The organism is Pseudomonas sp. NPDC089428, from assembly GCF_044749325.1.
Classification (GTDB): domain Bacteria; phylum Pseudomonadota; class Gammaproteobacteria; order Pseudomonadales; family Pseudomonadaceae; genus Aquipseudomonas.
Map to the genome: position 1 here is coordinate 345,436 of NZ_JBIVHT010000002.1, position 25,080 is coordinate 370,515.

Sequence of the window (25,080 nt, forward strand, 5' to 3'; positions counted from 1 at the left end):
GTGGATTTGCTGGCCTCATTGCTTGCCTGAGCAAGCTGCTCTATTACTACGCACAGCCCTCCCCTCACTCCCGAGACTTCCATGCTGGCGTTCATCCAGTCGTCCCCGTTGTTGCTCGGTACCGCCCTGATCCTGCTCGACCTCGTGCTCTGGCAGTTGATCCCGATTCAGCGCCGGGCCTGGCGCATTGGCGCGCGACTGGTGATCTTCCTGCTGTTCAGCTCGGTGCTGGTGGCCGCCGGCATGAGCCCGCTGCAGCCGCCACCGTGGCCCGACGATGTATCACGCAACCTGATCGCCACAGTGCTGGCGATCGGCTGGTGGCTGTTCGGCGCGCGCACGGTGACCGTGGTGTTCGGCCTGCTGCTGGTGGCCCGTGGCAGCCATGGCGGGCGCCTGTTGCAGGATGTACTGGGGGCGCTGATCTTCCTCGCTGCCGTGGTCGCCGCTGCGGGGTATGTATTGCAACTGCCGGTAAAGGGCCTGCTGGCCACTTCCGGGGTGATGGCCATCGTCATCGGCCTGGCACTGCAGAGCACCCTGGCCGACGTGTTCAGCGGCATCGTGCTGAACACCACGCGGCCCTATCAGATTGGCGATTCGATCTCCATCGATGGCACCGAGGGCAAGGTGCTGGACATCGACTGGCGCGCCACGCGCCTGCTCACCGGCAGTGGCAGCCTGGCGGTGATCCCCAACTCAGTGGCGGCCAAGGCACGGCTGCTCAATCACAGCCGCCCGGCCGATGTGAACGGCGTGTCGATTTGCGTGGTGGTGCCAGCCAAGGTTCGCCCCAAACGGGTTTTCGATGCCCTGGAGAAAGCCCTGCAGGGCACCAGCGCGATCCTCGCCTCACCCAAGCCCAAGGTCACGGTGAAGACCTCGACGCTGGAGTCGGTGGAGTACGAAGCCAGCGGATTCATCGCTGACATGGGCGGCAAGACCGATGCTCGCAACCAGTTGTTCGACCTGGCGCACCGCCACCTGGAAGCCAGCGGGGTGATGTGGAACGTCGACCTGGCCATGCCGCCACGCAGCCGCCAGCGCGAAGTGCTGGACGAGGTGCGGGTGTTCCGCTCGCTGAGTGACGAAGAGCGGGATGCCTTGAGCCAGCGCATGACCGCTGTGGAATACCTGGCCGACCAGGTGATCCTCGGCGTGGGCGAACAGTCCGATCATTTGCTGGTGATTGGCAGCGGTGTGGTTTCGGCGTCGGTGCGTGATGGCGACAAGCTGCTGGAGGCCGGGCGCATGGGGCCAGGTGAGGTGCTGGGGATCGAGGGGATCATCGACGAAGACGACTCGATGGCCGAGTTCCGTACCTTGACCAGCTGTGTGCTGTACCGCATAGAAAAGGCGCAGGTGAAGAGCTGCCTGGAGCAGCGTGGAGAGGTGCAGACGGCGTTGAGCAAGTTGCAGCGGTTCCGCCGGCAGAGCCGGGAGTCGCTGTTGCTGCAGAAGCCGGGTTCGATCAAGAAAGGTGGCTTCCTCAGTTGGCTGCACAAGTAAGCCTGTGCCGGCCCCTTCGCGGGTGAACCCGCTCCCACAGGTACTGCGCAACTCTCAGGCCTTGCGCAATCACTGTGGGAGCGGGATTGCCCGCGAAGAGGCCAGTGCTTACAACACAACCCTCAAGCATTGCCCCGCGTGGTACAGCGAGAAGCCGGACTCATAGAACGCCGTGCGCAGCGAAGGCGCACTCACGCCCTTCATCGGCGAGAACGGAATTGGCAGGCTGTCCGCCTCCCCCTTCAGCAGGAATTCGGCAAACGCCCGGCCAATCACGGTCCCGGTGGTATTGCCTCGGCCGTTATAGCCCGTCACCGCCACCAGCCCCGGCGCCGGCTCGAACAGCCGCATCAGGTGGTCAGGGGTAAAGTCGATGCAGCCAGTCCAGTGCATTTCCCACTCGACCTTGCCCAGCTCCGGGTAGTAATGGCTCTGGATCCGGTCGGCCCAGCTGCGCACGAACCAGGCCGGCTTGTTGTCGACCCGGCCAAGGCTGCCCAGCAGCAGGCGGCCCTGATCGTCGCGGCGGATGCTGCTGAGCACCGTGCGCGTGTCCCACGAGCCTTGGCCGTGCGGCAGCACCTTGTCGGCGGCCGCGCCATGCAGCGGCTTGGACGCCACCTGGTAGTAATAGCCACGGAAGAACTGCTTCTGCAGGTTGCTCCAGTCGCCTTCGGTGTAGGCGCCGGTGGAGATCACCACCTTGTCGGCGCGCACCGAGCCGCGCGCGGTCTTCACCCGCCAGCCATCGCCATCGCGCTCCAGGCCTTCGACCGAGGATTGCTGGAACAGCTTGCCGCCCAGGCGCACCACGGCGGCGGCCAGGCCCTGGGTGTAGCCCATCGGGTTGATGGTGCCGGCGCGGCGGTCGAGCAGCGCGGCGGAAATCTTGTCGGTACCGCAGTATTCCTGGCACTGGGCGCCGGTCAGCAGCTCGACGTCGGCACCGCGGCGGCGCCATTGCTCGTGGCGGGCCTCGAGGTCGGCGATACCGGTGGCGTTGTGCGCCATGTGCAACGTGCCTTTGTGCTGGGCCTGGCAGTCGATGCCCAGGCGTTCAATCATGGCGAACACTTGCGCCGGGGCTTCGCCAAGCACCTTGTTCAGGCGGCTGCCCTGCTTCTGGCCGAGGGTCGCCTCGACATCATCGGGGCGAATCCAGGTGCCGGCGTTGACCAACCCGACGTTGCGCCCGGAGCCGCCGTGGCCGATCTTCCAGGCCTCCAGCAAGATCACCGACTTGCCCTGTTCGAGCAGGTGGATGGCCGCCGACAGGCCGGTGATGCCGCCGCCGATCACGCAGACATCAGCCTTGTGTTCACCGGCCAGGGCCTGGGCGGCCACGCTCGGTTTGCTGACGAATTCCCACAAGCACTCTTGACGCAGTTCGGACATGGCCCGGCTCCAGCAATTTATTCTTGTTTGGGGCCGCCTTGCGGCCCATTCGCGGGTCAAGCCCGCTCCCACAGGTACTCCACAGTGTTCAAAATCTGTGATGTACCTGTGGGAGCGGGCTTGACCCGCGAACCGGGGGCACAGCCCCCGGCCATACAGCATCAGTCGAACACGATACCCTGCGCCAGCGGCAGCTCGCGCGAGTAGTTCACGGTGTTGGTCTGGCGACGCATGTAGCCTTTCCAGGCATCGGAACCGGACTCACGACCACCGCCAGTCTCCTTCTCGCCACCAAACGCCCCGCCGATCTCGGCGCCACTGGTGCCGATGTTGACGTTGGCGATGCCGCAGTCGCTGCCCGAAGCACTCTGGAAGCGCTCGGCCTCACGAATGTCGGTGGTGAAGATGCACGACGACAGGCCTTGTGGCACTTCGTTGTTCAGGCGCAGGGCCTCTTCGAAGTCGTCGTAGGCCAGCACGTAGAGGATCGGTGCGAAGGTTTCGTGGCGCACCACGTCGCTTTGCCCAGGCATCTCGGCGATGGCCGGCGTGACGTAGTAGGCGTTCGGGTACTGGTCGGCCAGCTGACGCTCACCACCGAATACTTGACCACCCTCGTCGCGGGCCTTGGCCAGTGCACCTTGCATGGCGTCGAACGACTGCTTGTCGATCAGCGGGCCAACCAGGTTGTCCTTGCGTGGGTCACCGATGCGCACTTTGCCGTAGGCGGCTTTGACGCGGGCAACCACTTCGTCCTTGATCGAGCGGTGCACGATCAGGCGACGCAGGGTCGTACAACGCTGGCCGGCAGTGCCGACAGCGGAGAACAGAATGCCGCGCACGGCCAGGTCGAGGTCAGCGCTCGGGGCCAGGATCATGGCGTTGTTGCCACCCAGCTCGAGGATGCTGCGACCGAAGCGGGCCGCAACACGTGGGCCGACTTCACGGCCCATGCGGGTGCTGCCGGTGGCGCTGACCAGCGGTACACGTGGGTCGTCGACCATGGCTTCGCCGGCTTCACGGCCGCCGATCACCAGTTGCGCCAGGCCTGCTGGGGCGTCACCGAAGGCCTTCAGGGCTTTTTCGAACAGCGCCTGGCAAGCCAGGGCGGTCAGCGGGGTCTTCTCGGACGGCTTCCACACCACCGAGTTACCGGCCACCAGGGCCAGCGCAGTGTTCCAGGCCCAGACGGCCACCGGGAAGTTGAAGGCGCTGATCACGCCGACCACGCCCAGCGGGTGCCAGGTTTCACGCATGTGGTGGCCCGGGCGCTCGGAAGCGATGGTCAGGCCGTACAGCTGGCGCGACAGGCCAACGGCGAAATCGCAGATGTCGATCATTTCCTGCACTTCGCCCAGGCCTTCCTGGGTGATCTTGCCAGCTTCGATCGAGACCAGCTCGCCGAGGTCGGCCTTGTGCGCACGCAGTACTTCACCAAACAGGCGCACCAGTTCGCCACGGCGCGGGGCCGGCACACTGCGCCAGGCTTCGAAGGCACTCTGGGCCTGATCGATGCGGGCGATGGTCTCGGCCTTGCCGAGCAATTTCACCGAGGCGATCTGGCTGCCGTCGATCGGCGTGTGAACAGGGTAGTCGCCCTGGGTGTAAGCCTCGGCGGCAACGCCAAGGCGCTCGAGCAATCCAGCAACCATTTGTGCTTCTCCTACATCGGGTGATGGGGTGGAAAAATGATGTGGATCAGTATTAATCCGATCACACCGGTGCAACAAACGACCTTTATTCCGCATATCATTCCGTCAGGTAATGATTTGAGCCGCAGAGACCGCTATGTCCAAACGCCTGGTGCCCTCCATGACCGCCCTGCAGTGCTTCGAAGCTGCAGCCCGCCACCTGAGCTTCACCCGTGCCGCCGAAGAGCTGCACCTGACCCAGAGTGCGGTCAGCAAGCAGGTGGCGCAGCTGGAAGAGATGCTGCGCCACCACCTGTTCCTGCGTATCCGCAGGCGCCTGCAACTCACGCCCGCTGGCAGTCTGTACCTGGCCGAGGTCAACAAGATCCTCACCCAGGTCGACATGTCGAGCCGCTACGTACTCACCTACGGCGAGCAGACCGAGATATTGAAGGTAGCCACTCAACCAAGTTTTGGCGTGCGCTGGCTGATCCCGCACCTCAAGGGCTTTGGCAAACGCCACGCGAACATCCACCTCGACATCCGCAACGAGATGGAACCGTTCGCCTTGCTGCAGGGTTCGGCGGATGTGGTGTTCTTCTATGGCCAAGGCACTTGGCCGGGGGCCACCTGTGTCGAGCTGTTCGGCGAAGAGGTGGTGCCGGTGTGCGCGCCGGAGCTGCTGGCCGGGCGTGAGCTGGGGGGTGCGGGTGAGTTGGCGGACATGGTGCTGCTGCAGAGCACGTCGCGGCCGGAGGCTTGGCATGAGTGGTTCCTGGAGCTTGGGTTGCACAGTGTCAGCGCCTACCACGGGCCGCGGTTCGATACGTTCTACATGGCGTTGAGTGCGGCGCAGGCCGGCTGTGGGGTGGCGTTGGTGCCGCAATACCTGGTGGCGAAAGAGTTGGCCGAGGGCAGCCTGGTGATTGCCTGGAACCATGCGATGCCCAGTGCCGGTAAGCATTACCTGGCCTATGCCGAGCATGCGGCGGAGGTGCCTAAAGTCAGGGCATTGGTGGAATGGATTCGCGAGCAGTTGCAGGCTTGAGGGCCTCTTCGCGGGTAAACCCGCTCCCACAGGATCGAACCTTGCGCGGTCCCTGTGGTAGCGGCTTTAGCCGCGACAGGGCCCTTGAGGTCGATCAGAAATGGAATGACTGGCTTACTTTTTTTCGCTTGTGAGCCAAGTGCATTCCAAGCTTTCATGTAAGTGTCCGAACCTAACCAGGAAGCTAGCGATGCCCGCCCACGATTTCGTCAGCCCCGACAGCATCCGCGCGCAGTTCTCTGCCGCCATGTCGCTCATGTACAAACAGGAAGTGCCGCTGTACGGCACGCTGCTGGAGCTGGTGAGCGAAATCAACCAGCGGGTCATGGCCGAGCAACCCAAGGTGGCCGAGGCCCTGCGCTGGACCGGCGAGATCGAGCGCCTGGACCAGGAACGCCACGGCGCCATCCGCGTCGGCACTGCCGAAGAGCTGGCGACCATCGCTCGCCTGTTCGCGGTGATGGGCATGGCGCCGGTCGGCTACTACGATCTCAGCTCGGCCGGTGTGCCGGTGCATTCCACCGCGTTCCGCGCCGTGCATGAGCAGTCGCTTCATGTCAGCCCGTTCCGCGTGTTCACCTCGTTGCTGCGCCTGGAGCTGATCGACAACCTGCAACTGCGTGAGCTGGCCCAGGAGATTCTGGCCAAGCGCAAGATCTTTACCTCGCGCGCACTCGAACTGATTGCCCAATCCGAGCATGATGGCGGCCTGAACGCCGCCGATGCCGACGAGTTCGTCCGCGAAGCCCTGCACACCTTCCGCTGGCACCAGGACGCCACGGTCACTGCCGAGCAGTACCAGCAACTGCACGACCAACACCGCCTGATCGCCGATGTGGTGGCCTTCAAAGGCCCGCATATCAACCACCTGACCCCACGCACCCTGGACATCGACGCGATCCAGGTCGGCATGCCGGCCAAGGGCATCCCGCCGAAAGCCGTGGTCGAAGGCCCGCCCACCCGCCGCCACCCGATCCTGCTGCGCCAGACCAGCTTCAAGGCATTGCAGGAGAAGGTTGCGTTCAGCGACCACCAGGGCAGCCACACCGCACGCTTCGGCGAGATCGAACAGCGCGGCGCGGCCCTGACACCGAAGGGCCGCCAGCTGTACGACAGGCTGCTGGACGCCACCCGCGCCGCCTTGGGTGGCGCGCCGGCCGAGGCCAATGCCGAGCGCTACATGGCCCTGCTGCAGGAAAGCTTCAGCGAGTTTCCGGATGACCTGGCGCAGATGCGCGAGCAAGGGTTGGCGTACTTCCGCTACTTCGCTACCGAGAAGGGCCTGGCAGCGCGTGGGCAAGCGGATCGCCCGACCACGCTGGAAGGCCTGATCGCGGCCGGCCATGTGCACTTCGAGGCGCTGGTGTACGAGGACTTCCTGCCGGTGAGTGCGGCGGGGATCTTCCAGTCAAACCTGGGGGATGAAGGCCAGGCCGAATATGGCAGCAATGCCAACCGCGAAGCGTTTGAAGCGGCGCTGGGGCTGCAGGTGCAGGATGAGCTGGCGCTGTATGCGCAGAGCGAGCGGCGCTCGTTGCAGGCCTGTGCCCAGGCGCTGGACCTGGGTTCGATGTAACACACGCCGGGGGCGCTTTGCGCCCCGTTCGCGGGTAAACCCGCTCCTACAGGTACAGCGCTGGCCTCGGGCCTGTCGTAACCCTGTGGAAGCGGGTTTACCCGCGAATGGGCCGCAAAGCGGCCCCATGCGGTCTCAGCGGAAGCGGTCCACTTCCTGGCGCAGCTGCGCCGCCAGCCCTTCCAGCTCCCGCGCGGTAAAGGCCAGTTCATTGGCCACATCACGCTGCTCGCTGTTGGCCTGGGCAATGCTCTGCAGGTTGCGGCTGAGCACTGTCGCGGTGCTGCTCTGCTCCTGGGTCGCCGTGCTGATCACGGCAAACTGCTCACCCGCCGCACGGCTCTGCTCATCGATACGCGCCAACGCTTCGGCGACTTTGTCGTTGCGCGCCAGCCCTTCCTGCATCAGCTGGTTGCCCTGCTCCAGGGTATTGATGGCGTGCCCGGTCTGCTGCTGGATGTTGTTGATCATCCCGGAAATTTCATCGGTCGCCTGGCGCGTGCGCGCTGCCAGCCCACGTACTTCATCAGCGACCACGGCAAAGCCACGGCCCTGCTCACCGGCACGGGCCGCCTCGATGGCGGCGTTCAGCGCCAGCAGGTTGGTCTGTTCGGCAATCGCGGTGATCACACTGATGATGCCGCCGATCTCCTGCGAGCGTGCGCCCAGGCTGTCCATCACCGTGGCGGTACCACCCAGCGCTTCGGCAATCTGGCGCAACGAGCTGGACGCTTCGTCCATGGCGCTGCGGCCGATGCGGGTCTGCTGCGCGTTGTCGCGGGCCATGCGCTCAGTCCCTGCCATGTTGTCGGCGATGTTCATCGAGGTTGCGCTGAACTCTTCCACCGCACCGGCCATGCTGGTGATCTCGCCGGACTGCTGGTCCATGCCTTCACAGGCACCGGCAGACAGCCCGGACAGCGAGCGCGCGCGGCTGCTGACCTGCTCGGAGGCACTGCGGATGTGCTCGACCATGGTCGACAACGCCTCGCCCATCTGGTTGAAGCTGCGCGCCAGTTGGCCGATCTCGTCATGGCTGGTCACGCTCAGGCGCGCATTCAGGTCGCCGGCACCCAGTGCTTCGGCCTGGCGCACCAGGTCGTCCAGCGGGCGCAGCTTGCGGCGCAGCAGCCACAGGGTGGCAGCCACTGCCAGCAGCATCGCCAGCAGGCTGCCGATGGCCAGGCGCAGGCCGACGCTCCAGGTCACCTCGCGGATTTCAGCCTTGGGCATGCTGGCAACCACGGTCCAAGGGCCTTCGGTGAAAGGTGCACTGGCGCTGAACAGGTCCTGGTCGGCATTGGCCGGCGGCACCAGCCATTGGCCCTGCTCATCGCGAATGGCCAGGGAACCGGTGGCGCCGATGCGGAAGCGCTTGAGGTTGGCGAACTGGGCGTTCTGCGCGTCGGTGTAGTCAAAGCCGACAAACAGCACCGCGATCACCCGGCCGTTGCTGTCGCGCACCGGCACGTAGCGGGTCATGTAGTTGCGCTCGAACAGCACGGCACGGCCGACGTACATCTGCCCGGCCAGCAGCTTGGTGTAGGCCGGGTGCTGGCGGTCGAGCTGGGTGCCGATGGCGCGCGTGCCGTCCTGCTTCTTCAGGTTGGTGCTGATGCGCACGAAGTCATCGCCACTGCGTACGAACAGGGTCGCGATGCCGGCAGTCATCTGCTGGAATTCGTCGACCACCTGGAAATCGTTGTTCAGCAGCCGATCACCCAGATACAGGGCGGGCGTGCTTTGGCCTGCGACCTGCACGGTCTCGCCGGCATGCAACGACAGGCCCGAGGCGAAACGGCGCTCGAACAGGCCGCTCAGCCGCTGGGTATTGTCCTTGAGCGAACCGTGGAACGTATCGAGCTGGTCGGCCAGCAGCCGTGCTTCGCTGGCCAGATGGGCCTGGCGGGTGGCGAGGTTGGCGTCGTCCAGCGCACGCAGGGCGAACAAGGTACTGCCGGAAATCACCAGCGCCAGCACGATGGCGAGGGCGACACCGAGTTGCGAGGCAATTCGGGCACGCGGTTGAGACATGTAGAAGCTCCTGGCAAGAGGCCGGTATCGTCCTGATCACGCTGACCACCCGCTTGATATCGACGGGAAAGCGCGCCCTCTTCCGGGACGCTGGTGCCAGTAGATCGGCGTCGCGCTCGAATACTTGAGTGTCGGACCGGGATATTCGCAAACGTTTTCTTTTTCCTGTGCTGGCCCTTTCGCGGGGCAAGCCCGCTCCCACAAGTGCTCAGCCAGACTTGAGACATGCGCATATCCTGTGGGAGCGGGCTTGCCCCGCGAAGAGGCCAGTCGAGGCAGTCAAAGGGCCGGCAGGATCTGCACAGCGGGCAAGTCCACCGCCGCCGCTTCCTCTTGCAAAAACACACTCAAGCGCCGCAACCGCTCCCCGCCCGGCCGGGTCCGTGGCCACACCAGGTAATAATCCATGCCACTGGGCACCGCCGTCGGCCAAGGCAAACTCAGGCGCCCCTGGGCCACATCCTCGGCGACCATCAGCAGGTCGCCCATCGAGATGCCATAGCCCCGCGCTGCCGCGATCATGCCCAGCTCCAAGGTATCGAACACCTGCCCACCCTTGAGCGACACCTTGTCGCTGAGCCCCATGCGTTCCAGCCATTCGCGCCAGTCACGCTTGTCGGGGGTGGGGTGCAGCAGCTCGATACCGGCCAGCCGCCGCTCGTCCCACGGCCCGTCCTTCAGCAGGTCCGGCGCCCCCACCGGGATCAACAGCTCGGAAAACAGCCGGCGCACCTCCCAGTCCGCCGGGAACACCCCGTCACTGAGCAGCACCGCGCAATCGAAGGGTTCCTGGTTGAAGTCCACATGGTCGACGTCCATCCAGGCACTGGTCAGCTGCACCTCATTGCCCGGCTGCAAGTGGCGAAATTGGCTGAGCCGCGCCAGGAGCCAGCGCATGGTCAGGGTCGACGGCGCTTTCATGCGCAGAATGTCATCTTCCCCGCGCAAGGTATCGCAGGCCCGCTCCAGCGCAGCAAAGCCTTCACGCACGCCGGGCAGCAGCACCCGCGCCGCTTCGGTCAGCTGCAGGCTGCGGCCACTGCGCACGAACAGGCGGCAGGCGAAGTGTTCTTCCAAGGTGCGGATATGCCGGCTGACCGCGCTCTGGGTGATCGACAGCTCTTCACCGGCGCGGGTGAACGAGCTCAGCCGCGCAGCCGCTTCGAATGCGCGCAGTGCATACAGGGGAGGCAGCTGGCGAGACATAGGCACCTGTTATCCGGGGGGTGGGCAAGGAATGCACAGAATCATATATGCATGAGTTCAACTCATGCCAACCATCGTTTTTATCCTTTTGTGCAAAGTTGACCGAAGCCTCAGAATCGTCCCTCGCTCACAGGATCAGGCACAAGGACTAACCCATGCATGTCGCGCCCACTAAAGAACTCAAGGCACTGCTGCGCCTGGCCGGGCCGCTGATCGCCTCGCAGTTGGCGCACATGCTGATGGTGCTGACCGACACCCTGATGATGGCCCGCATCAGCCCGCAGGCCCTGGCTGGGGGTGGCCTGGGCGCGGCAAGCTATTCGTTCGTGTCGATCTTTTGCCTGGGCGTGATCGCCGCTGTCGGCACCCTGGTGGCGATTCGCAAGGGTGCCAATGACATCGTGGGCGCTACTCGCCTGGCGCAGAACGGCCTGTGGCTGGCCTGGGGCCTGGCGCTGCTGGCGGCACTGGTGCTGTGGAACCTGAAACCGGTGCTGTTGATGTTTGGTCAGCAGCCGGAGAACGTCGAATCGGCAGCCGAATTCCTCACCCTGCTACCACTGGCCCTGCCTGGCTACCTGACCTTCATGGCCCTGCGCGGCTTCACCAGTGCGCTGGGGCGTTCGACCCCGGTGATGGTCATCAGCCTGGTCGGCACGGTGCTCAACTACCTGTTCAACGTCGCCCTGATCGAAGGCATGTTCGGCCTGCCCAAGCTGGGCCTGATGGGCATTGGCCTGGTCACTGCAGTGGTGTCGATGGGCATGGCCATCGCCTTGGCGCTGTACATCCGCTGGCACTCGGCCTATGCCGACTATCCATTGCGCAAAGGGCTGTCGCGCCCTTCGCTACCAGCCCTGCGCGAGCTGTGGCGGCTGGGCCTGCCGATTGGCGGCACCTACATGGTGGAAGTCGGGCTGTTCGCTTTCGCCGCGCTGTGCATGGGCGTGCTGGGCAGCACGCAACTGGCGGCGCACCAGATTGCCCTGCAGATCGTCTCCACCGCGTTCATGGTGCCGACCGGGCTGTCGTATGCGGTGACCATGCGTGTGGGCCTGTACTACGGCGCCGGCAACCTGCTGGCGGCACGCAGTGCCGGGCGCGTGGGGATCGGCTTTGGGGCGACGATCATGTTTGCCTTTGCGGCGTTGTTCCTGCTGCTGCCGGAGGCGCTGGTGGGGCTGTTCATCGACCGGAATGACCCCGGTTTTACCGCGATCTATCAGTTGGCAGTGCAACTGCTGATGGTGGCGGCATGGTTCGAACTGTTCGATGGCATGCAGACCATCGCCATGGGATCGATCCGTGGGTTGAAGGACGCCAAGACCACCTTCCTGATCGGGCTCTGCTGCTACTGGCTGGTGGGCGCGCCGAGTGCCTGGCTGTTCACCTTTACCCTGGGTGGCGGGGCCGTGGGCGTCTGGTGGGGGTTGGCACTGGGGCTGGCCTGTGCGGCAGTGGCGCTGACCCTTGGCTTCGAGTGGCGGATGAAGCGGTTGCTGGGCAAGGCCGGGGTTGGCGCTACTGTATCGGCCTGACTTGGAGGCCCTTTCGCGGGTAAACCCGCTCCTACAGGGATCGTATGAACCTGTAGGAGCGGGTTTACCCGCGAAGGGGCCTAGAGGGCGGCAACCACGGGGCGATTGGACGCCTGCAGCAGATAGTCGATCAACTCCCCCACCGGCAGCGGCTTGCTGACCAGGAACCCTTGCACCTGGTCACAGCCAAAGCCGCGCAGCAAAGCCATCTGTTCCGGGCTCTCGACGCCCTCGGCCACCACTTCCAGGTTGAGGTTGTGCGCCAGGTTGATCATGGCGTGCACCAGCTTGCGGTTTTCTTCGCGCATCTCCATCTCGGCAACGAAGCTGCGGTCGACCTTGAGCAAGGTGATCGGCAGGCTGTTCAGGTGCACAAAGGACGAGAAGCCGGTCCCAAAGTCATCCAGCGAAAAACGCACACCCAGGCGACCCAGGGCATCCATGGTCTGACGCACCAGCTCGTTGCGGCGCATCACCGCCGTTTCGGTCAGTTCGAATTCCAGCCAACGGGCATCCACACCATGCTCGATGATCAGCCGGCTCAGGGTGGCCAGCAACTGGCTGTCCTGGAACTGGCGGAAGCTCAGGTTCACCGCCATGTGCAGCGGCGCAAGCCCCTGCTCGCGCAATGCCTGCATGTCGCGCAGGGCACGGGAAATAACCCAGTAACCCAGTGGCACGATCAGCCCGCTCTGTTCGGCCAGCGGCACGAACTCGCTGGGCGGTAGCAGGCCGCGTTCGGCATGGCGCCAGCGCACCAGGGCCTCGAGGCCGACGATGCGCCCATCGGCAAGGTTCAAGCGCGGCTGGTAGTGCAGCTCCAGTTCATCGCGACGCAGCGCCCGGCGCAGCTCGCTTTCCAGATCGGCCAGGCTGCGCGCATTGCGGTTGATGCGCTCATTGAACACATGGAAAGTGCAGCCCTGGCTGCCCTTGGCCTGGCGCATGGCGATATGCGCATGCCACATCAGCGGGTCGGCCCCCCCCTGGGCGCGGGCATGGGCCAGGCCCAGGCTGCAGCCGAGCAACAGGCTTTCGCCGTCGATCCAGTAGGGTTCAGCCAGGGCCTCGACGATGCGTTCAGCGATCCATTCGGCGCGGTTGGCGTCGCGGCGCGTGTCGATCAGCAGGGCGAACTCGTCGCTGCCCAGGCGCGCCAGCTGGTCACCGGCTTCCAGCTGCTGCTTGAGGCGCGATACCACCTGCAGGATCAGGCGGTCGCCGCACTGGTGGCCAAGGGCATCGTTGACGTGGCGGAAGTTGTCCAGGTCCAGATGACCAAGAGCCACGCCGCGGCCTTCGTTCTCGGCCAGGCGCGTGGTCAGCAGGGCCTGAAAGCCCTGGCGGTTGGCGATGCCGGTCAGTGGGTCTTGCTCGGCCAGGCGCTGCAAGGTGGCCACCAGCACACCGCGCTCGCGCACATGGCGCAACGAGCGGCGCAGGGTATCGGCATTGAGCTGGTCACGCACCAGCCAGTCACTGACGCCGGTTGGCGGCGTATCGGGTTCGTGGTCGAGCAACAGGATGGTCGGCAGTTCGCAGCGCCCGGGCGCTGGCTGCAATGCCGGCGTGGCCAGTACCACGGCCTGGCGGTCATGGCTGAACAGGGTATCGACCGCCGCCCAGTTCGGCGCGGTCAGCAAAGCTGCGGTACCGTCCAGCGGCAGCAGGCATTCGCGTAGTAAGGCGGCCCATTCCGGCTCATCAGCCAACAGCAGCAAACGCAAAGGTTCGACAGGCGTGGACAAGCGGGCTCCTTAAAGCTTGAAAGGTCTAGCGTTGGATGTCGGACATGCTACTGCATAAATGAAAATGATTTTCACTTTTAGACATATCCTTTGCCCGCAGTGCCTCCCGTCGCATTTTGACGTGCATCCTGCGGGAAAGTCGTCAAACCGGCAATTACGATTTTTTCGGTGAATAGCATTAGTTTCACTAATCCTTACCCCCGAACAAAAGTCTGACTCAAACGTCAGACGGTCGCGCCACAAGTGGCCCATGCCTGTTAGAATGCGCGGCTATTTTCTGGCGACCCCCGGTTTCTAGCATGTCCCGACTCAATCCCCGGCAACAGGAAGCCCGTGACTACGTCGGCGGCCCTCTATTGGTGCTCGCCGGTGCTGGCTCGGGCAAGACCAGCGTGATCACACGCAAGATTGCCCACCTCATCCAGAACTGCGGCATCCGTGCCCAGTACATCGTGGCGATGACCTTCACCAACAAGGCCGCCCGCGAGATGAAGGAGCGGGTCGCCACCCTGCTGCGCCCGGGGGAAGGCCGCGGCCTGACGGTGTGCACGTTCCACAACCTGGGCCTGAACATCATCCGCAAGGAGCACGAGCGCCTGGGCTACAAGCCGGGCTTCTCGATCTTCGACGAATCCGACATCAAGGCGCTGCTGTCGGACATCATGCAGAAGGAATACTCCGGCGACGACGGCATCGACGAGATCAAGAACATGATCGGTGCCTGGAAAAACGACCTGATCCTGCCCGCCGAAGCCCTGGAAAAGGCGCGCAACCCGCGCGAGCAGACCGCCGCCATCGTCTACACCCACTACCAGCGCACGCTCAAGGCGTTCAACGCGGTGGACTTCGACGACCTGATCCTGCTGCCGGTCAAGCTGTTCCAGGAGCACCCCGACGTGCTCGAACGCTGGCAGAACCGCGTGCGCTACCTGCTGGTGGACGAATACCAGGACACCAACGCCAGCCAGTACCTGCTGGTGAAGATGCTGATCGGCATGCGCAACCAGTTCACCGTGGTGGGCGATGACGACCAGTCTATCTACGCCTGGCGTGGCGCGCGCCCAGAGAACCTGATGCTGCTCAAGGAGGACTACCCCTCCCTGAAGATCGTCATGCTCGAACAGAACTACCGCTCCACCAGCCGCATCCTGCGCTGCGCCAACGTGCTGATTGCCAACAACCCGCACGCCTTCGAAAAGCAGCTGTGGAGCGAGATGGGCGTGGGCGACGAGATCCGCGTGATCCGCTGCAAGAACGAGGAAGCCGAGGCCGAACGCGTGGCCATGGAAATCCTCACCTTGCACCTGCGCACCAACCGCCCGTACAGCGACTTCGCCATCCTCTACCGCGGCAACTACCAGGCCAAGCTGATCGAACTGAAGTTGCAGCACCACCAGGTGCCCTATCGCCTGTCGGGCGGCAACAGCTTCTTCGGCCGCCAGGAGGTCAAGGACCTCATGGCCTACCTGCGCCTCCTGGTGAACCCGGATGACGACAACGCCTACCTGCGGGTGATCAACGTGCCGCGCCGCGAGATCGGCTCGACCACCCTGGAAAAGCTCGGCAACTACGCCACCGAGCGCGGTATCTCGATGTACGCCGCCAGCGAGGAGCTGGGCCTGGGCGAGCACCTGGATGCCCGCTACACCGAGCGCCTGCAGCGCTTCAAGCACTGGCTCGACGGGGTACGCCACAAGGTTGCCCTGGAAGACCCGATCGCCGCGCTGCACGAGATGATCCGCGACATCGACTACGAGAACTGGATCCGCCAGCAGACCGCCAGCGACAAGGCGGCAGAGTTCCGTATCAGCAACGTCTGGTTCCTGGTCGAAGCGCTGAAGAACACCCTCGAGAAGGATGAAGAGGGTGACATGACCATCGAGGATGCCATCGGCAAGCTGGTGCTGCGCGACATGCTCGAGCGCCAGCAGGAAGAGGAAGAAAACGCCGAAGGTGTGCAGATGATGACCCTGCACGCCTCCAAGGGCCTGGAATTCCCGTACGTGTTCATCATGGGCATGGAGGAGGAGATCCTCCCCCACCGCTCCAGCATCGAGGCCGACACCATCGAAGAGGAACGCCGCCTGGCCTACGTGGGCATCACCCGCGCTCGCCAGACCCTGGCTTTCACCTTCGCCGCCAAGCGCAAGCAGTACGGTGAGATCATCGACTGCACGCCAAGCCGGTTCCTCGACGAACTGCCACCCGACGACCTGGCCTGGGAAGGCCTGGACGACGCGCCGGTCGAGGTGAAGGCCGCGCGCGGCAACAACGCCCTGGCCGACATCCGGGCAATGCTCAAACGCTGATCAACCCTTATCCTTTAAATCTGCCGCTTTGAGCGGCCACCTTTGTTACATCGAGGAATACCACAGTGGAAGCACTGCATCAGAAGATTCGCGAAGAAGGCATCGTGCTTTCCGACCAGGTACTCAAAGTCGACGCGTTTCTCAACCACCAGATCGACCCGGCGCTGATGCAGCTGATCGGTGACGAGTTCGCCCGCCTGTTCGCCGATGCCGGCGTGACCAAGATCGTCACCATCGAAGCCTCGGGCATTGCCCCGGCGGTGATGACCGGCCTGAAGCTGGGCGTACCGGTAATCTTCGCGCGCAAGCACCAGTCGCTGACCCTGACCGAAAACCTGCTGACTGCCTCGGTGTACTCCTTCACCAAGCAGACCGAGAACACCGTGGCCATCTCGCCGCGCCACCTCAACAGCAGCGATCGCGTGCTGGTGATCGACGACTTCCTGGCCAACGGCAAGGCGTCGCAGGCACTGATCTCGATCATCAAGCAGGCCGGTGCCACCGTTGCCGGCCTGGGCATCGTCATCGAGAAGTCGTTCCAGGGCGGCCGTGCCGAGCTGGACAGCCAGGGCTACCGCGTTGAATCGCTGGCCCGGGTGAAGTCGCTGGAAGGTGGTGTGGTTTCGTTCATCGAGTGACCGCGTCGCCTGCTTCGCGGGCAAGCCCGCTCCCACAGGTACCGCACAGGTTTTGAAAGCTGTGCGGTTCCTGTGGTAGCGGGCTTGCCCGCGAATGGCCCCAGCATCTATCTGTCAGGTTTCTGATAATCCCGCCAGCAGCAAGCGCTGGTACAGCTCTTCCCTGAGCCCCTGCGGCCGATCCAGCTGCATCCGCGCCAGGTGCGCTTCATACCCCTGCGGCCCGGGCGCCTCCAATGCCGCCTTGCCCAGCTCCAGCACCTCACTCAGCTTGAACTTGCTCTTCAACCAGTTCAGCGCCCGCAACAAGTCCCGCTCTTCAGCCGTGAAGTCCGTTCCCAGCGGATACTCCGGGAACAAGCGCGCATGCCGAACCCTGATCGCCTCCAACCGCTGTGGCGTATTATCGGTAAATCGCGCATCCAGCTGAAAATCCCTGGCCAGCTTGCCCGCCTCTTTTGCCTGCTCGATCAGCCCCTGCTGGAACCGCGAATCGCTCACTGCCAGCAACCGCGCAATCACTTCGCTGTCGGTCTGCCCCCGCAGGTCGGCAATACCGTACTCGGTCACCACGATATCGCGCAGGTGCCGCGGGATGGTGCAGTGGCCATAGCGCCAGAACAGGTTTGATGAAACCTCCCCGCCCGCCTCGCGCCAGCTGCGCAGCAGCAGGATCGAGCGCCCGCCTTCAAGCGCATGGCCCTGGGCCACGAAGTTGTACTGCCCGCCTACCCCGCTGAGCACCCGGCCGTCTTCCAGCTGATCGGCCACCCCGGCACCGAGCAGGGTCATGCCGAACACCGTGTTAACGAAGCGCGCATCGCGGCGCTGGCGGCGCTTGAGGTCTTCCTGGCCGTACAGTTCGTTGATGAAGCTGATACGGGTCATGGCGAAACGGGCGCGCTGCTCCAGTGGCATCTCGCGCAAACGTTGGTAGAACGCCTGCGGGCCGAGAAAGAAGCCGCCATGCACCAGCACACCCTGCTCATCCGCCAGGCGCCGCACCACACCCGCCTCGGCCAGCGCCAGCAGGCCGTTGACGAACATCTCGCTGCAGCCGTACAGGCCTTGGGCGAAGGCCTCCAGGCCCCCTTCTCGTTCGATCAGCGCCTGCCAGGGGCCGACGTCCAGTTCGTCGAGCAAGGCGCGGTAACCTGGGTTGTCGCCCTGGCGCGCCAGCAATGCCGCCGCCAGCGCATCGCCCATGGCACCGATGCCGATCTGCAGGGTGCCGCCGTCACGCACCAGTGAACTTGCGTGCAAACCGATGCAGTGGTCCTGGGTGCTGACCGGCATGTTCGGGGTAGAGAACAGCCGGCGCTGCTCCGCTTCGTCGATCAACAGGTCGAACGCATCGATCGGCAACTCCGCATCGCCCGGCATGTAGGGCAGTTCGGTATGAACCTGGCCGAGCATGAGGATGGTTTCACCTGCCGCACGCCGCTTGGCGATCATCGGCTGCAGGTCGAGGGTGATGTCGGGGTTGCAGGCCAGGCTGAGGTGGACGGGCTTCTCCGGCGTGGCCGCGACCAGCTGGGCAACCAGGTTCAGGCCCTTGGCGTTGATGTCGCGCGCGGCGTGGCTGTAGTTGCTGCTGATGTAGTCCTGCTGCGCGGTTTCGCTGTGCAGCAGGCTGCCGGGCTGCATGAAGAACTGCTCGACGCGGATGTTCGGCGGCAGTCGGTCGTTGCGCAGGTCGGCGAGGTAGGTGAGTTCTTCGTAGTCGGCGAACACGCGCTCGACGAAGGGCTCGAGGAAACGCCGTTGCAGGCCGTCGCCCAAGGGGGGGCGGCCAAGCGACAAGGCGGTGTAGATCGTCAACCGCCGCTCAGGCAGCTCGCGCACGCGCTCGTACAGCGCGTTGACGAAGGCGTTGGGCTTGCCCAGGCCCAGCGGCAGGCCCATGTGGATATGCGCTGGCAGCCGGGAGAGAACCTGCTCGACGGCCTGGTCGATGGAGCAGAGGTGCATCGGGGCCTCCTGAATCATCCATGGGGTCAGGGGTTGGACATGGGCTCAAGCGGGTTGGTTGCCTGTTCGGCCCTCTTCGCGGCTAAAGCCCACAGGGGCCGCATGTTCCCGAACACTGTGCGGTCCCTGTGGGAGCGGCTTAGCCGCGAAGAGGCCGGCACTGGCTACCCAAAAACAAAGCCCGCCTAAGTAGGCGGGCCTCGTGCAATTCATCTTCGGCTCAAAGCCCGGACATCTTCTTGATGGCCCCTTTCAGGTCATCATCCGAGCAGTCCGCGCAGGTACCCTTCGGCGGCATGGCATTCAGGCCGGTAATGGCCTTGGCCAGCAGCCCGTCCACCCCACCCTGTTCGTCAGCGCGCTTTTTCCATGCGGCTCCGTCGCCAATCTTCGGCGCGCCCAGCAAGCCGGTGCCGTGGCAGGCGTTGCAGTGCTTGGCAATCACGTCATCGGGCGTCTTGGCCCCGCCGCCCCCGGCTGCGGCAGCCACTTCCATGCCCTTGCATTCCTGGCCCTGCACACACACCTGGCCCACAGGCTCCAGGCGCTTGGCAAGCTCGTCGTTGGTCGCTGCGGTTGCGCTGATTGCCCAAAGGGCGAATACGGCTGCTGGTACGGCCAGCATCTTCTTGATTTGGTTCACGCGAACACCCTCATGGTGGCTAATCACGCCCGCGGCCACGGTAATGCGAGCGTTGAAAAGTATAGCGGGAACCCGGAAACCGTGGAACGACCCTACTCAGGAAAGGGGTATTGCCGAAGCAATGCACTGCGCTGGATCAAAAGTTCGAAGGCGTCGCCGCGCTGATCAGCCGTGCCGGCGCGTCGAACGGGTTGCGGAAACGGTGCGGGCGGGTGCTTTCGAAGTAGTAGCTGTCACCCGCTTCGAGGATGAAGATCTCGTTGCCCACCACCAGCTCGAGCTTGCCTTCGAGCAGGATGCCGGTTTCTTCACCATCGTGGGTGAGCATCTCGGCGCCGGTGTCGGCACCCGGCGGGTAGACCTCGGTGAGAAAGGCGATGGCGCGGTTGGGGTGCGACTTGCCCACCAGCTTCATGGTCACCGCACCGTCGGAGATGTCGATCAGCTCGTGGGCCTTGTAGACAATCTGCGCGGGGCTTTCGGCCTCCAGTTCGACCGAGAAGAACTCGACCATCGACATGGGAATGCCGCTGAGCACCTTGCGCAGCGAGCTGATCGAGGGGCTCACGCTGTTCTTCTCGATCATCGAGATGGTGCTGTTGGTCACCCCCGCGCGCTTGGCGAGTTCCCGCTGGGACAGGCCCTTGAGCTTGCGGATGGCTTGCAGTCGTTCGCCGACGTCCAAAGCTGGAGCCTCCTGAAACGGTGAGATGGCGGGGTGAATGTGAACGATATCATGGCAATGCCGTTCAGTATTTACAACACACCGCCCCTCAAGCTGTCCGCTTCGGCGCCTTATTCGCCGTAATAGTCCAGCGGCACGCGTCTCAGGTTGCAGAAGATCTGGTACGGAATGGTCCCGGCCTGCATCGCCACATCACTGGCCAGCACCTGTTTGCCCCACAGCTCGACCGGGCTGCCGACGGTGGCTTCGGGCACGTCGGTGAGGTCGATGCAGAGCATGTCCATCGACACGCGGCCAATCAGCTGGCTGCGCTTGCCGGCGACCATCACCGGGGTACCGGTGGGCGCGTGGCGCGGATAGCCGTCAGCGTAGCCCATGGCAACCACGCCAACGCGGGTCGGCCGCGGGCTGACGAACTTGGCACCGTAGCCCACAGGCTCACCAGTGGGCAGCTCGCGTACGCTGATGACCCGCGATTGCAGGGTCATTACCGGCTGCAGGCGGGCGGCCTGGGGCTGCTCGGCTTCGAAGGGGCTGGCGCCGTACAGCATGATGCCTGGGCGTACCCAGTCGCTCGGGGCCTGCGGCCAGGCCAGCACGCCGGGCGAGTTGCGCAGGCTGCATTCGGCAGCCAGGCCTTCACGGGCGGCGTTGAACACGGCGATCTGCTGAGCGGTGGCGTCGGCCTCCGGCTCGTCGGCGCGGGCGAAGTGGCTCATCAGCACAATGCGCGAAACCTTGCCGCTGGCCAGCAGGCGCTGGTAAGCCTCGTGGTAGTCCTTGGGGTGCAGGCCGACGCGGTGCATGCCGCTGTCGAGCTTGAGCCAGATGGTCAGCGGCTTGTGCACCTGGGTCTGCTCAATGGCTTCGAGCTGCCACAGCGAATGCACCACGCACCACAGGTCGTGCTCGGCGATCAGCGCCAGCTCGCTGGCTTCGAAAAAGCCTTCGAGCAGCAGCACCGGAGCCTTGATGCCGGCAGCGCGCAGCTCCAGCGCTTCTTCGATGCAGGCCACGGCGAAGCCGTCGGCTTCGGGCTCCAGGGCCAGGGCGCAACGCACGGCGCCGTGGCCGTAGGCGTCGGCCTTGACCACGGCAAGGGCCTTGGCCCCAGACAGTTCACGGGCCAGGCGGTAGTTGTGGCGGAGAGCTTGCAAGTCGATCAGGGCGCGGGCGGGACGCATGGCGGCTGCCTTATGGTGATTCACAGGTTGAAAACGGTGTCGGGCTCTTCGCGGCTAAAGCCGCTCCCACAGGGAACCGCACAATATTCAGGATCATGCGGTCCATGTGGGAGCGGCTTTAGCCGCGAAGAGGCCGGTACAGGCGACCTTACTGCTGATGGGCAGGCGTGGTCTGGCCTTGCTTGGCAACTTCCGGGCTGTTGCCATACCGCGAAATGTCCAGGCCTTCGGCACTGATCTGCGGCTTCTTGCGCGCAATCAGGTCGGCCAGCAGGCGCCCGGAGCCGCATGCCATGGTCCAGCCCAGCGTGCCGTGGCCGGTGTTGAGGAACAGGTTGCGGAATGCAGTTGCGCCCACGATCGGCGTACCGTCTGGAGTCGCCGGGCGCAGGCCGGTCCAGAAACTGGCCTGGCTCAGGTCGCCGCCGCGAGGATAAAGGTCGTTGACGATCATCTCCAGCGTTTCGCGTCGACGTGGGTTCAACGACAAGTCAAAACCGGCGATTTCAGCCATGCCGCCAACGCGGATGCGGTTGTCGAAACGGGTGATTGCGACCTTGTAGGTCTCGTCCAGAATGGTCGAGGTCGGCGCCATGTCGGCGTTGGTGATCGGCACGGTCAGCGAGTAACCCTTGAGCGGATACACCGGAGCCTTGATGCCCAGTGGCTTGAGCATCTGCGGCGAGTAGCTGCCCAGGGCCAGCACGTAACGGTCGGCCGTTTCCAGCTTGCCATCGATCCACACGCCATTGATGCGGTCGCCGGCGAAATCCAGGCGCTGGATGTCCTGGCCGAAGCGGAACTCCACACCCAGATTGACGGCCATTTCGGCGAGCTTGGTGGTGAACAGCTGGCAGTCGCCGGTCTGGTCGTTGGGCAGGCGCAGGGCGCCGGCGAGGATGTCTTTGACACCAGCCAGGGCCGGCTCGACACGGGCAATGCCATCACGGTCGAGCAACTCGTAAGGCACGCCGGACTGTTCCAGCACGGCGATGTCCTTGGCCGCGGCGTCTACCTGAGCCTGGGTGCGGAACAGTTGGGTGGTACCCAGGCTACGGTTTTCGTAGGCAATGCCGGTTTCGGCACGCAGTTCGTCCAGGCAGTCGCGGCTGTACTCGGACAGGCGCACCATGCGCTCCTTGTTCACCGCGTAGCGGCTGGCGGTGCAGTTGCGCAGCATCTGTGCCATCCACAGGTACTGGTCGACATCACCGGTCAGCTTGATGGCCAGGGGCGCGTGGCGCTCCAACAGCCACTTGATGGCTTTCAGCGGCACGCCTGGGGCGGCCCAGGGCGAGGCATAGCCGGGCGAGATCTGGCCTGCGTTGGCAAAGCTGGTTTCCAGGGCCACTGCCGGCTGGCGGTCGACCACGGTCACCTCGAAGCCTTGCCGGGCCAGATAGTAGGCACTGGCGGTACCGATCACACCGCTACCAAGTACCAATACTCGCATCGTTCATCCCTCGCACGCGGCGCACCGCTGTTTTGTTGATATGGCATGGATGCGCGCAGTATATGAATCTCGGACCAGTGCAATTCACTATATAAAAGCCTATTATTGGCGAGAATTCTCGGCAAAATCGCCTTTCACGGAGGGGCATCCCCTATGAGAACCCAGCACCAGAGCAAGCGTGAACTGGACAAGATCGACCGTAACATCCTGCGTATCCTGCAGAACGACGGGCGTATTTCCTTCACCGAACTGGGCGAGAAAGTTGGGCTTTCCACCACCCCTTGCACAGAGCGCGTACGCCGCCTGGAGCGCGAGGGCATCATCATGGGCTACAACGCCCGGCTGAATCCGCAGCACCTCAAGGGCAGCCTGCTGGTGTTCGTGGAAATCAGCCTGGACTACAAGTCCGGCGACACCTTCGAGGAGTTCCGCCGCGCGGTACTCAAGCTGCCCCATGTGCTCGAGTGCCACTTGGTATCCGGCGATTTCGACTACCTGGTGAAAGCGCGTATCTCGGAAATGGCTTCGTACCGCAAGCTGCTCGGCGACATCCTGCTGAAGCTGCCGCATGTGCGCGAGTCAAAGAGCTACATCGTGATGGAAGAGGTGAAAGAGAGCCTCTGCCTGCCGATCCCTGACTGAGGCTAGACCAGCACCTGACGCGTGCTGGCGATGAACTGGTGGACCAGTTGCTCGGCCTGGGGCTCGATCATCGGGTCCGGGCCGCGGCCGCGCGGGCAGGCCAGGCGCGGCGTGGTACCGAACAGCCGGCAGATCATCGGCCGTTCTTCATAGACGGTGCAGCCGTTGGGGCCCAGGTGCACGCAGTTCAGGTGCTCCAGGGCGGCATCCTGTTCGGCCTGGGTCTTGCGCGGCAGACGCGCCATCTCTTCCGACGAGGTGGTAACCGGGCCGCAGCAGTCATGGCAGCCGGGCTCGCATTCGAATGAAGGAATGAGTTCGCGCAGGAAGTGGATCTTGTGACGGTTGCAAGACATGGCCGGATAAACAAATGAAATTTAAATCAGGCTGAATTATAGGGCCAATTGTCAGGCCACGGCTTATTCTGCCACTTTCAATACAGCAACAGGACTTCGCCCATGATCCACAGCGCGCAGCACGCCGCCTCCTACTACGCCGCCAGCAGCGCGCCCCACCCGGACCATTCCTTCCTGCAAGGCGAACACAGCGCCGACGTGTGTATCGTCGGCGGTGGCTACTCGGGCCTGAACACAGCCATCGAACTGGCCGAGCGCGGCTTTTCGGTAATCCTGCTGGAAGCGCGCAAGCTCGGCTGGGGCGCCAGTGGGCGCAACGGTGGCCAGCTGATTCGCGGGGTCGGCCACGGCCTGGAGCAGTTTCTCCCGGTGATCGGCGAGGAAGGCGTACGCAGCATGAGGCTGATGGGCCTGGAAGCCGTGGAGATCGTCCGCGAACGAGTCGAGCGCCACGCCATCGCCTGCGACCTGACCTGGGGTTACTGCGACCTGGCCAACAAACCCGACGAACTGAAGGGTTTCGCCGAGGATGCCGAAGCACTGCGCAGCCTGGGCTACCGCCACGAACTGCGCCTGGTAGGCAAGGACGACATGCACAGCGTGGTGGGCTCCGATTGCTATGTCGGCGGCCTGATCGACATGGGTTCGGGCCACTTGCACCCGCTCAACCTGGCCTTGGGTGAAGCGGCTGTGGCCAGTCGCCTGGGCGTGAAGCTGTTCGAACAATCCGAGGTCACGCGTATCGACTACGGCCCCGAAGTGCAGGTGCACACCGCCCAGGGCCGAGTGCGTGCCAAGACCTTGGTGCTGTGCTGCAACGCCTATCACAACGACCTCAACCGCGAGCTGGGCGGCAAGGTGCTACCCGCCGGCAGCTACATCATTGCCACCGAGCCGCTCAGCGAAGAACGCGCTCATCAGTTGCTGCCGCAGAACATGGCCGTGTGCGACCAGCGCGTGGCGCTGGACTACTATCGCCTGTCGGCCGACCGTCGCCTGCTGTTCGGCGGTGCCTGCCACTATTCAGGGCGCGACCCGAAGGACATCGCTGCCTACATGCGTCCGAAGATGCTCAAGGTGTTCCCGCAGCTGGCGGATGTGCGCATCGATTATCAGTGGGGCGGCATGATCGGCATCGGCGCCAACCGCCTGCCACAGGTCGGCCGCCTGGCCAGCCAACCCAACGTTTACTACGCCCAGGCCTACTCGGGTCACGGCCTGAACGCCACTCACCTGGCCGCGCGCCTGCTGGGCGAAGCGATCAGCGGCCAGCAAAGCGGGCGTTTCGACCTGTTCGCCAAGGTGCCACATGTCACCTTCCCCGGCGGCAAGCACCTGCGCTCACCAATACTGGCCCTGGGGATGCTCTGGCATCGGCTCAAAGAGCTGGTCTAACACCTGCGGTTGCACGATCCCTGTGGGAGCCGCGCTTGCCGGCGATGGGCCGCGAAGCGGCCCCGGCAATTTATGCAACAACCTTTAAATCGTGGGGCCGCTTCGCGGCCCATCGCCGG

At 64.1% G+C, this 25,080-nt stretch carries 19 protein-coding genes and 1 pseudogene; 8 read left to right on the forward strand and 12 right to left on the reverse strand.

What is annotated here, in order from left to right; translation table 11 throughout:
• Window positions 1–81: 81 nt before the first annotated feature.
• Window positions 82–1,509, forward strand: a complete 1,428-nt coding sequence (locus ACIPZ5_RS04935; RefSeq protein ID WP_400807047.1) for a mechanosensitive ion channel domain-containing protein — start codon at window positions 82–84, stop codon at window positions 1,507–1,509.
• A 108-nt stretch (window positions 1,510–1,617) separates the two neighbouring features.
• Here the strand turns inward: ACIPZ5_RS04935 and ACIPZ5_RS04940 are convergent, their stop codons facing one another.
• A complete protein-coding gene (locus ACIPZ5_RS04940) occupies window positions 1,618–2,904 on the reverse strand; it encodes an FAD-binding oxidoreductase (protein ID WP_261942029.1) in 1,287 nt (428 codons plus the stop codon).
• 161 nt (window positions 2,905–3,065) lie between these two features.
• Window positions 3,066–4,556, reverse strand: coding sequence for an aldehyde dehydrogenase family protein (locus tag ACIPZ5_RS04945; RefSeq protein ID WP_315973263.1), 1,491 nt, complete (start codon window positions 4,554–4,556; stop codon window positions 3,066–3,068).
• 136 nt (window positions 4,557–4,692) lie between these two features.
• On the opposite strand from ACIPZ5_RS04945, the gene ACIPZ5_RS04950 reads away from it, so the two are divergent.
• Window positions 4,693–5,583 (forward strand): LysR family transcriptional regulator, encoded by an 891-nt coding sequence (locus ACIPZ5_RS04950; RefSeq protein WP_343594443.1) that lies wholly within the window; start codon window positions 4,693–4,695, stop codon window positions 5,581–5,583.
• A 190-nt stretch (window positions 5,584–5,773) separates the two neighbouring features.
• Window positions 5,774–7,159: a VOC family protein gene (locus tag ACIPZ5_RS04955; RefSeq protein WP_261942031.1), complete on the forward strand. Its 1,386-nt coding sequence runs from the start codon at window positions 5,774–5,776 to the stop codon at window positions 7,157–7,159.
• 135 nt (window positions 7,160–7,294) lie between these two features.
• Here the strand turns inward: ACIPZ5_RS04955 and ACIPZ5_RS04960 are convergent, their stop codons facing one another.
• The 3 genes and pseudogenes from ACIPZ5_RS04960 to ACIPZ5_RS04970 all read right to left on the reverse strand — a co-directional run bounded on the left by ACIPZ5_RS04960 (window position 7,295) and on the right by ACIPZ5_RS04970 (window position 10,399).
• Window positions 7,295–8,155, reverse strand: a complete 861-nt coding sequence (locus tag ACIPZ5_RS04960) for a methyl-accepting chemotaxis protein (RefSeq protein WP_400807318.1) — start codon at window positions 8,153–8,155, stop codon at window positions 7,295–7,297.
• Window positions 8,150–9,193 (reverse strand): annotated as a pseudogene (locus ACIPZ5_RS04965) (Cache 3/Cache 2 fusion domain-containing protein); the annotation flags it as partial. The gene ACIPZ5_RS04960 and the pseudogene ACIPZ5_RS04965, both read right to left, overlap by 6 nt.
• 279 nt (window positions 9,194–9,472) lie before the next feature.
• Entirely contained in the window at window positions 9,473–10,399 is a 927-nt protein-coding gene (locus ACIPZ5_RS04970; RefSeq protein ID WP_261942033.1) for a LysR substrate-binding domain-containing protein, read from the reverse strand.
• A 155-nt stretch (window positions 10,400–10,554) separates the two neighbouring features.
• Between ACIPZ5_RS04970 and ACIPZ5_RS04975 the strand changes: the two genes are divergently transcribed.
• Complete coding sequence (locus ACIPZ5_RS04975; protein ID WP_261942034.1) at window positions 10,555–11,937, forward strand: NorM family multidrug efflux MATE transporter; 1,383 nt, start codon at window positions 10,555–10,557, stop codon at window positions 11,935–11,937.
• Window positions 11,938–12,017: 80 nt separating this feature from the next.
• On the opposite strand, the gene ACIPZ5_RS04980 is transcribed toward ACIPZ5_RS04975, so the two are convergent.
• Window positions 12,018–13,685, reverse strand: a complete 1,668-nt coding sequence (locus ACIPZ5_RS04980) for a bifunctional diguanylate cyclase/phosphodiesterase (protein WP_343594447.1) — start codon at window positions 13,683–13,685, stop codon at window positions 12,018–12,020.
• Window positions 13,686–13,984: 299 nt separating this feature from the next.
• Between ACIPZ5_RS04980 and rep the strand changes: the two genes are divergently transcribed.
• Together rep and ACIPZ5_RS04990 are read left to right on the forward strand one after the other, a co-directional pair.
• The gene (gene rep / locus ACIPZ5_RS04985; protein WP_054886748.1) at window positions 13,985–15,994 is read left to right on the forward strand and encodes a DNA helicase Rep; all 2,010 of its coding nucleotides are present in this window, start codon (window positions 13,985–13,987) and stop codon (window positions 15,992–15,994) included.
• Between the two features lie 65 nt (window positions 15,995–16,059).
• Window positions 16,060–16,632 carry a xanthine phosphoribosyltransferase gene (locus ACIPZ5_RS04990; protein ID WP_003253535.1) on the forward strand — a complete coding sequence of 191 codons (573 nt, stop codon included), beginning with the start codon at window positions 16,060–16,062 and terminating at the stop codon, window positions 16,630–16,632.
• A gap of 114 nt (window positions 16,633–16,746) precedes the next feature.
• Here the strand turns inward: ACIPZ5_RS04990 and ACIPZ5_RS04995 are convergent, their stop codons facing one another.
• From ACIPZ5_RS04995 to dadA, 5 genes are all read right to left on the reverse strand, one after another.
• Window positions 16,747–18,603: an acetyl-CoA hydrolase/transferase C-terminal domain-containing protein gene (locus ACIPZ5_RS04995; protein ID WP_400807053.1), complete on the reverse strand. Its 1,857-nt coding sequence runs from the start codon at window positions 18,601–18,603 to the stop codon at window positions 16,747–16,749.
• Window positions 18,604–18,823: 220 nt separating this feature from the next.
• Window positions 18,824–19,246, reverse strand: a complete 423-nt coding sequence (locus ACIPZ5_RS05000; RefSeq protein ID WP_261942037.1) for a cytochrome c5 family protein — start codon at window positions 19,244–19,246, stop codon at window positions 18,824–18,826.
• Between the two features lie 136 nt (window positions 19,247–19,382).
• Window positions 19,383–19,931 (reverse strand): cupin domain-containing protein, encoded by a 549-nt coding sequence (locus ACIPZ5_RS05005; protein WP_027917004.1) that lies wholly within the window; start codon window positions 19,929–19,931, stop codon window positions 19,383–19,385.
• A gap of 110 nt (window positions 19,932–20,041) precedes the next feature.
• Complete coding sequence (gene alr / locus ACIPZ5_RS05010) at window positions 20,042–21,115, reverse strand: alanine racemase (protein WP_261942039.1); 1,074 nt, start codon at window positions 21,113–21,115, stop codon at window positions 20,042–20,044.
• Window positions 21,116–21,263: 148 nt separating this feature from the next.
• Window positions 21,264–22,568 carry a D-amino acid dehydrogenase gene (gene dadA / locus ACIPZ5_RS05015; protein WP_085676465.1) on the reverse strand — a complete coding sequence of 435 codons (1,305 nt, stop codon included), beginning with the start codon at window positions 22,566–22,568 and terminating at the stop codon, window positions 21,264–21,266.
• A gap of 153 nt (window positions 22,569–22,721) precedes the next feature.
• Between dadA and dadR the strand changes: the two genes are divergently transcribed.
• On the forward strand, window positions 22,722–23,210 hold the full coding sequence (gene dadR, locus ACIPZ5_RS05020; protein ID WP_003258963.1) for a transcriptional regulator DadR: 489 nt from the start codon (window positions 22,722–22,724) through the stop codon (window positions 23,208–23,210).
• 2 nt (window positions 23,211–23,212) lie between these two features.
• Here the strand turns inward: dadR and ACIPZ5_RS05025 are convergent, their stop codons facing one another.
• Window positions 23,213–23,566: a YkgJ family cysteine cluster protein gene (locus tag ACIPZ5_RS05025; RefSeq protein WP_343594449.1), complete on the reverse strand. Its 354-nt coding sequence runs from the start codon at window positions 23,564–23,566 to the stop codon at window positions 23,213–23,215.
• Window positions 23,567–23,668: 102 nt separating this feature from the next.
• Here ACIPZ5_RS05025 and ACIPZ5_RS05030 point away from each other — a divergent pair, with 102 nt between their 5' ends.
• Complete coding sequence (locus ACIPZ5_RS05030; RefSeq protein WP_400807057.1) at window positions 23,669–24,961, forward strand: NAD(P)/FAD-dependent oxidoreductase; 1,293 nt, start codon at window positions 23,669–23,671, stop codon at window positions 24,959–24,961.
• Window positions 24,962–25,080: the final 119 nt, after the last annotated feature.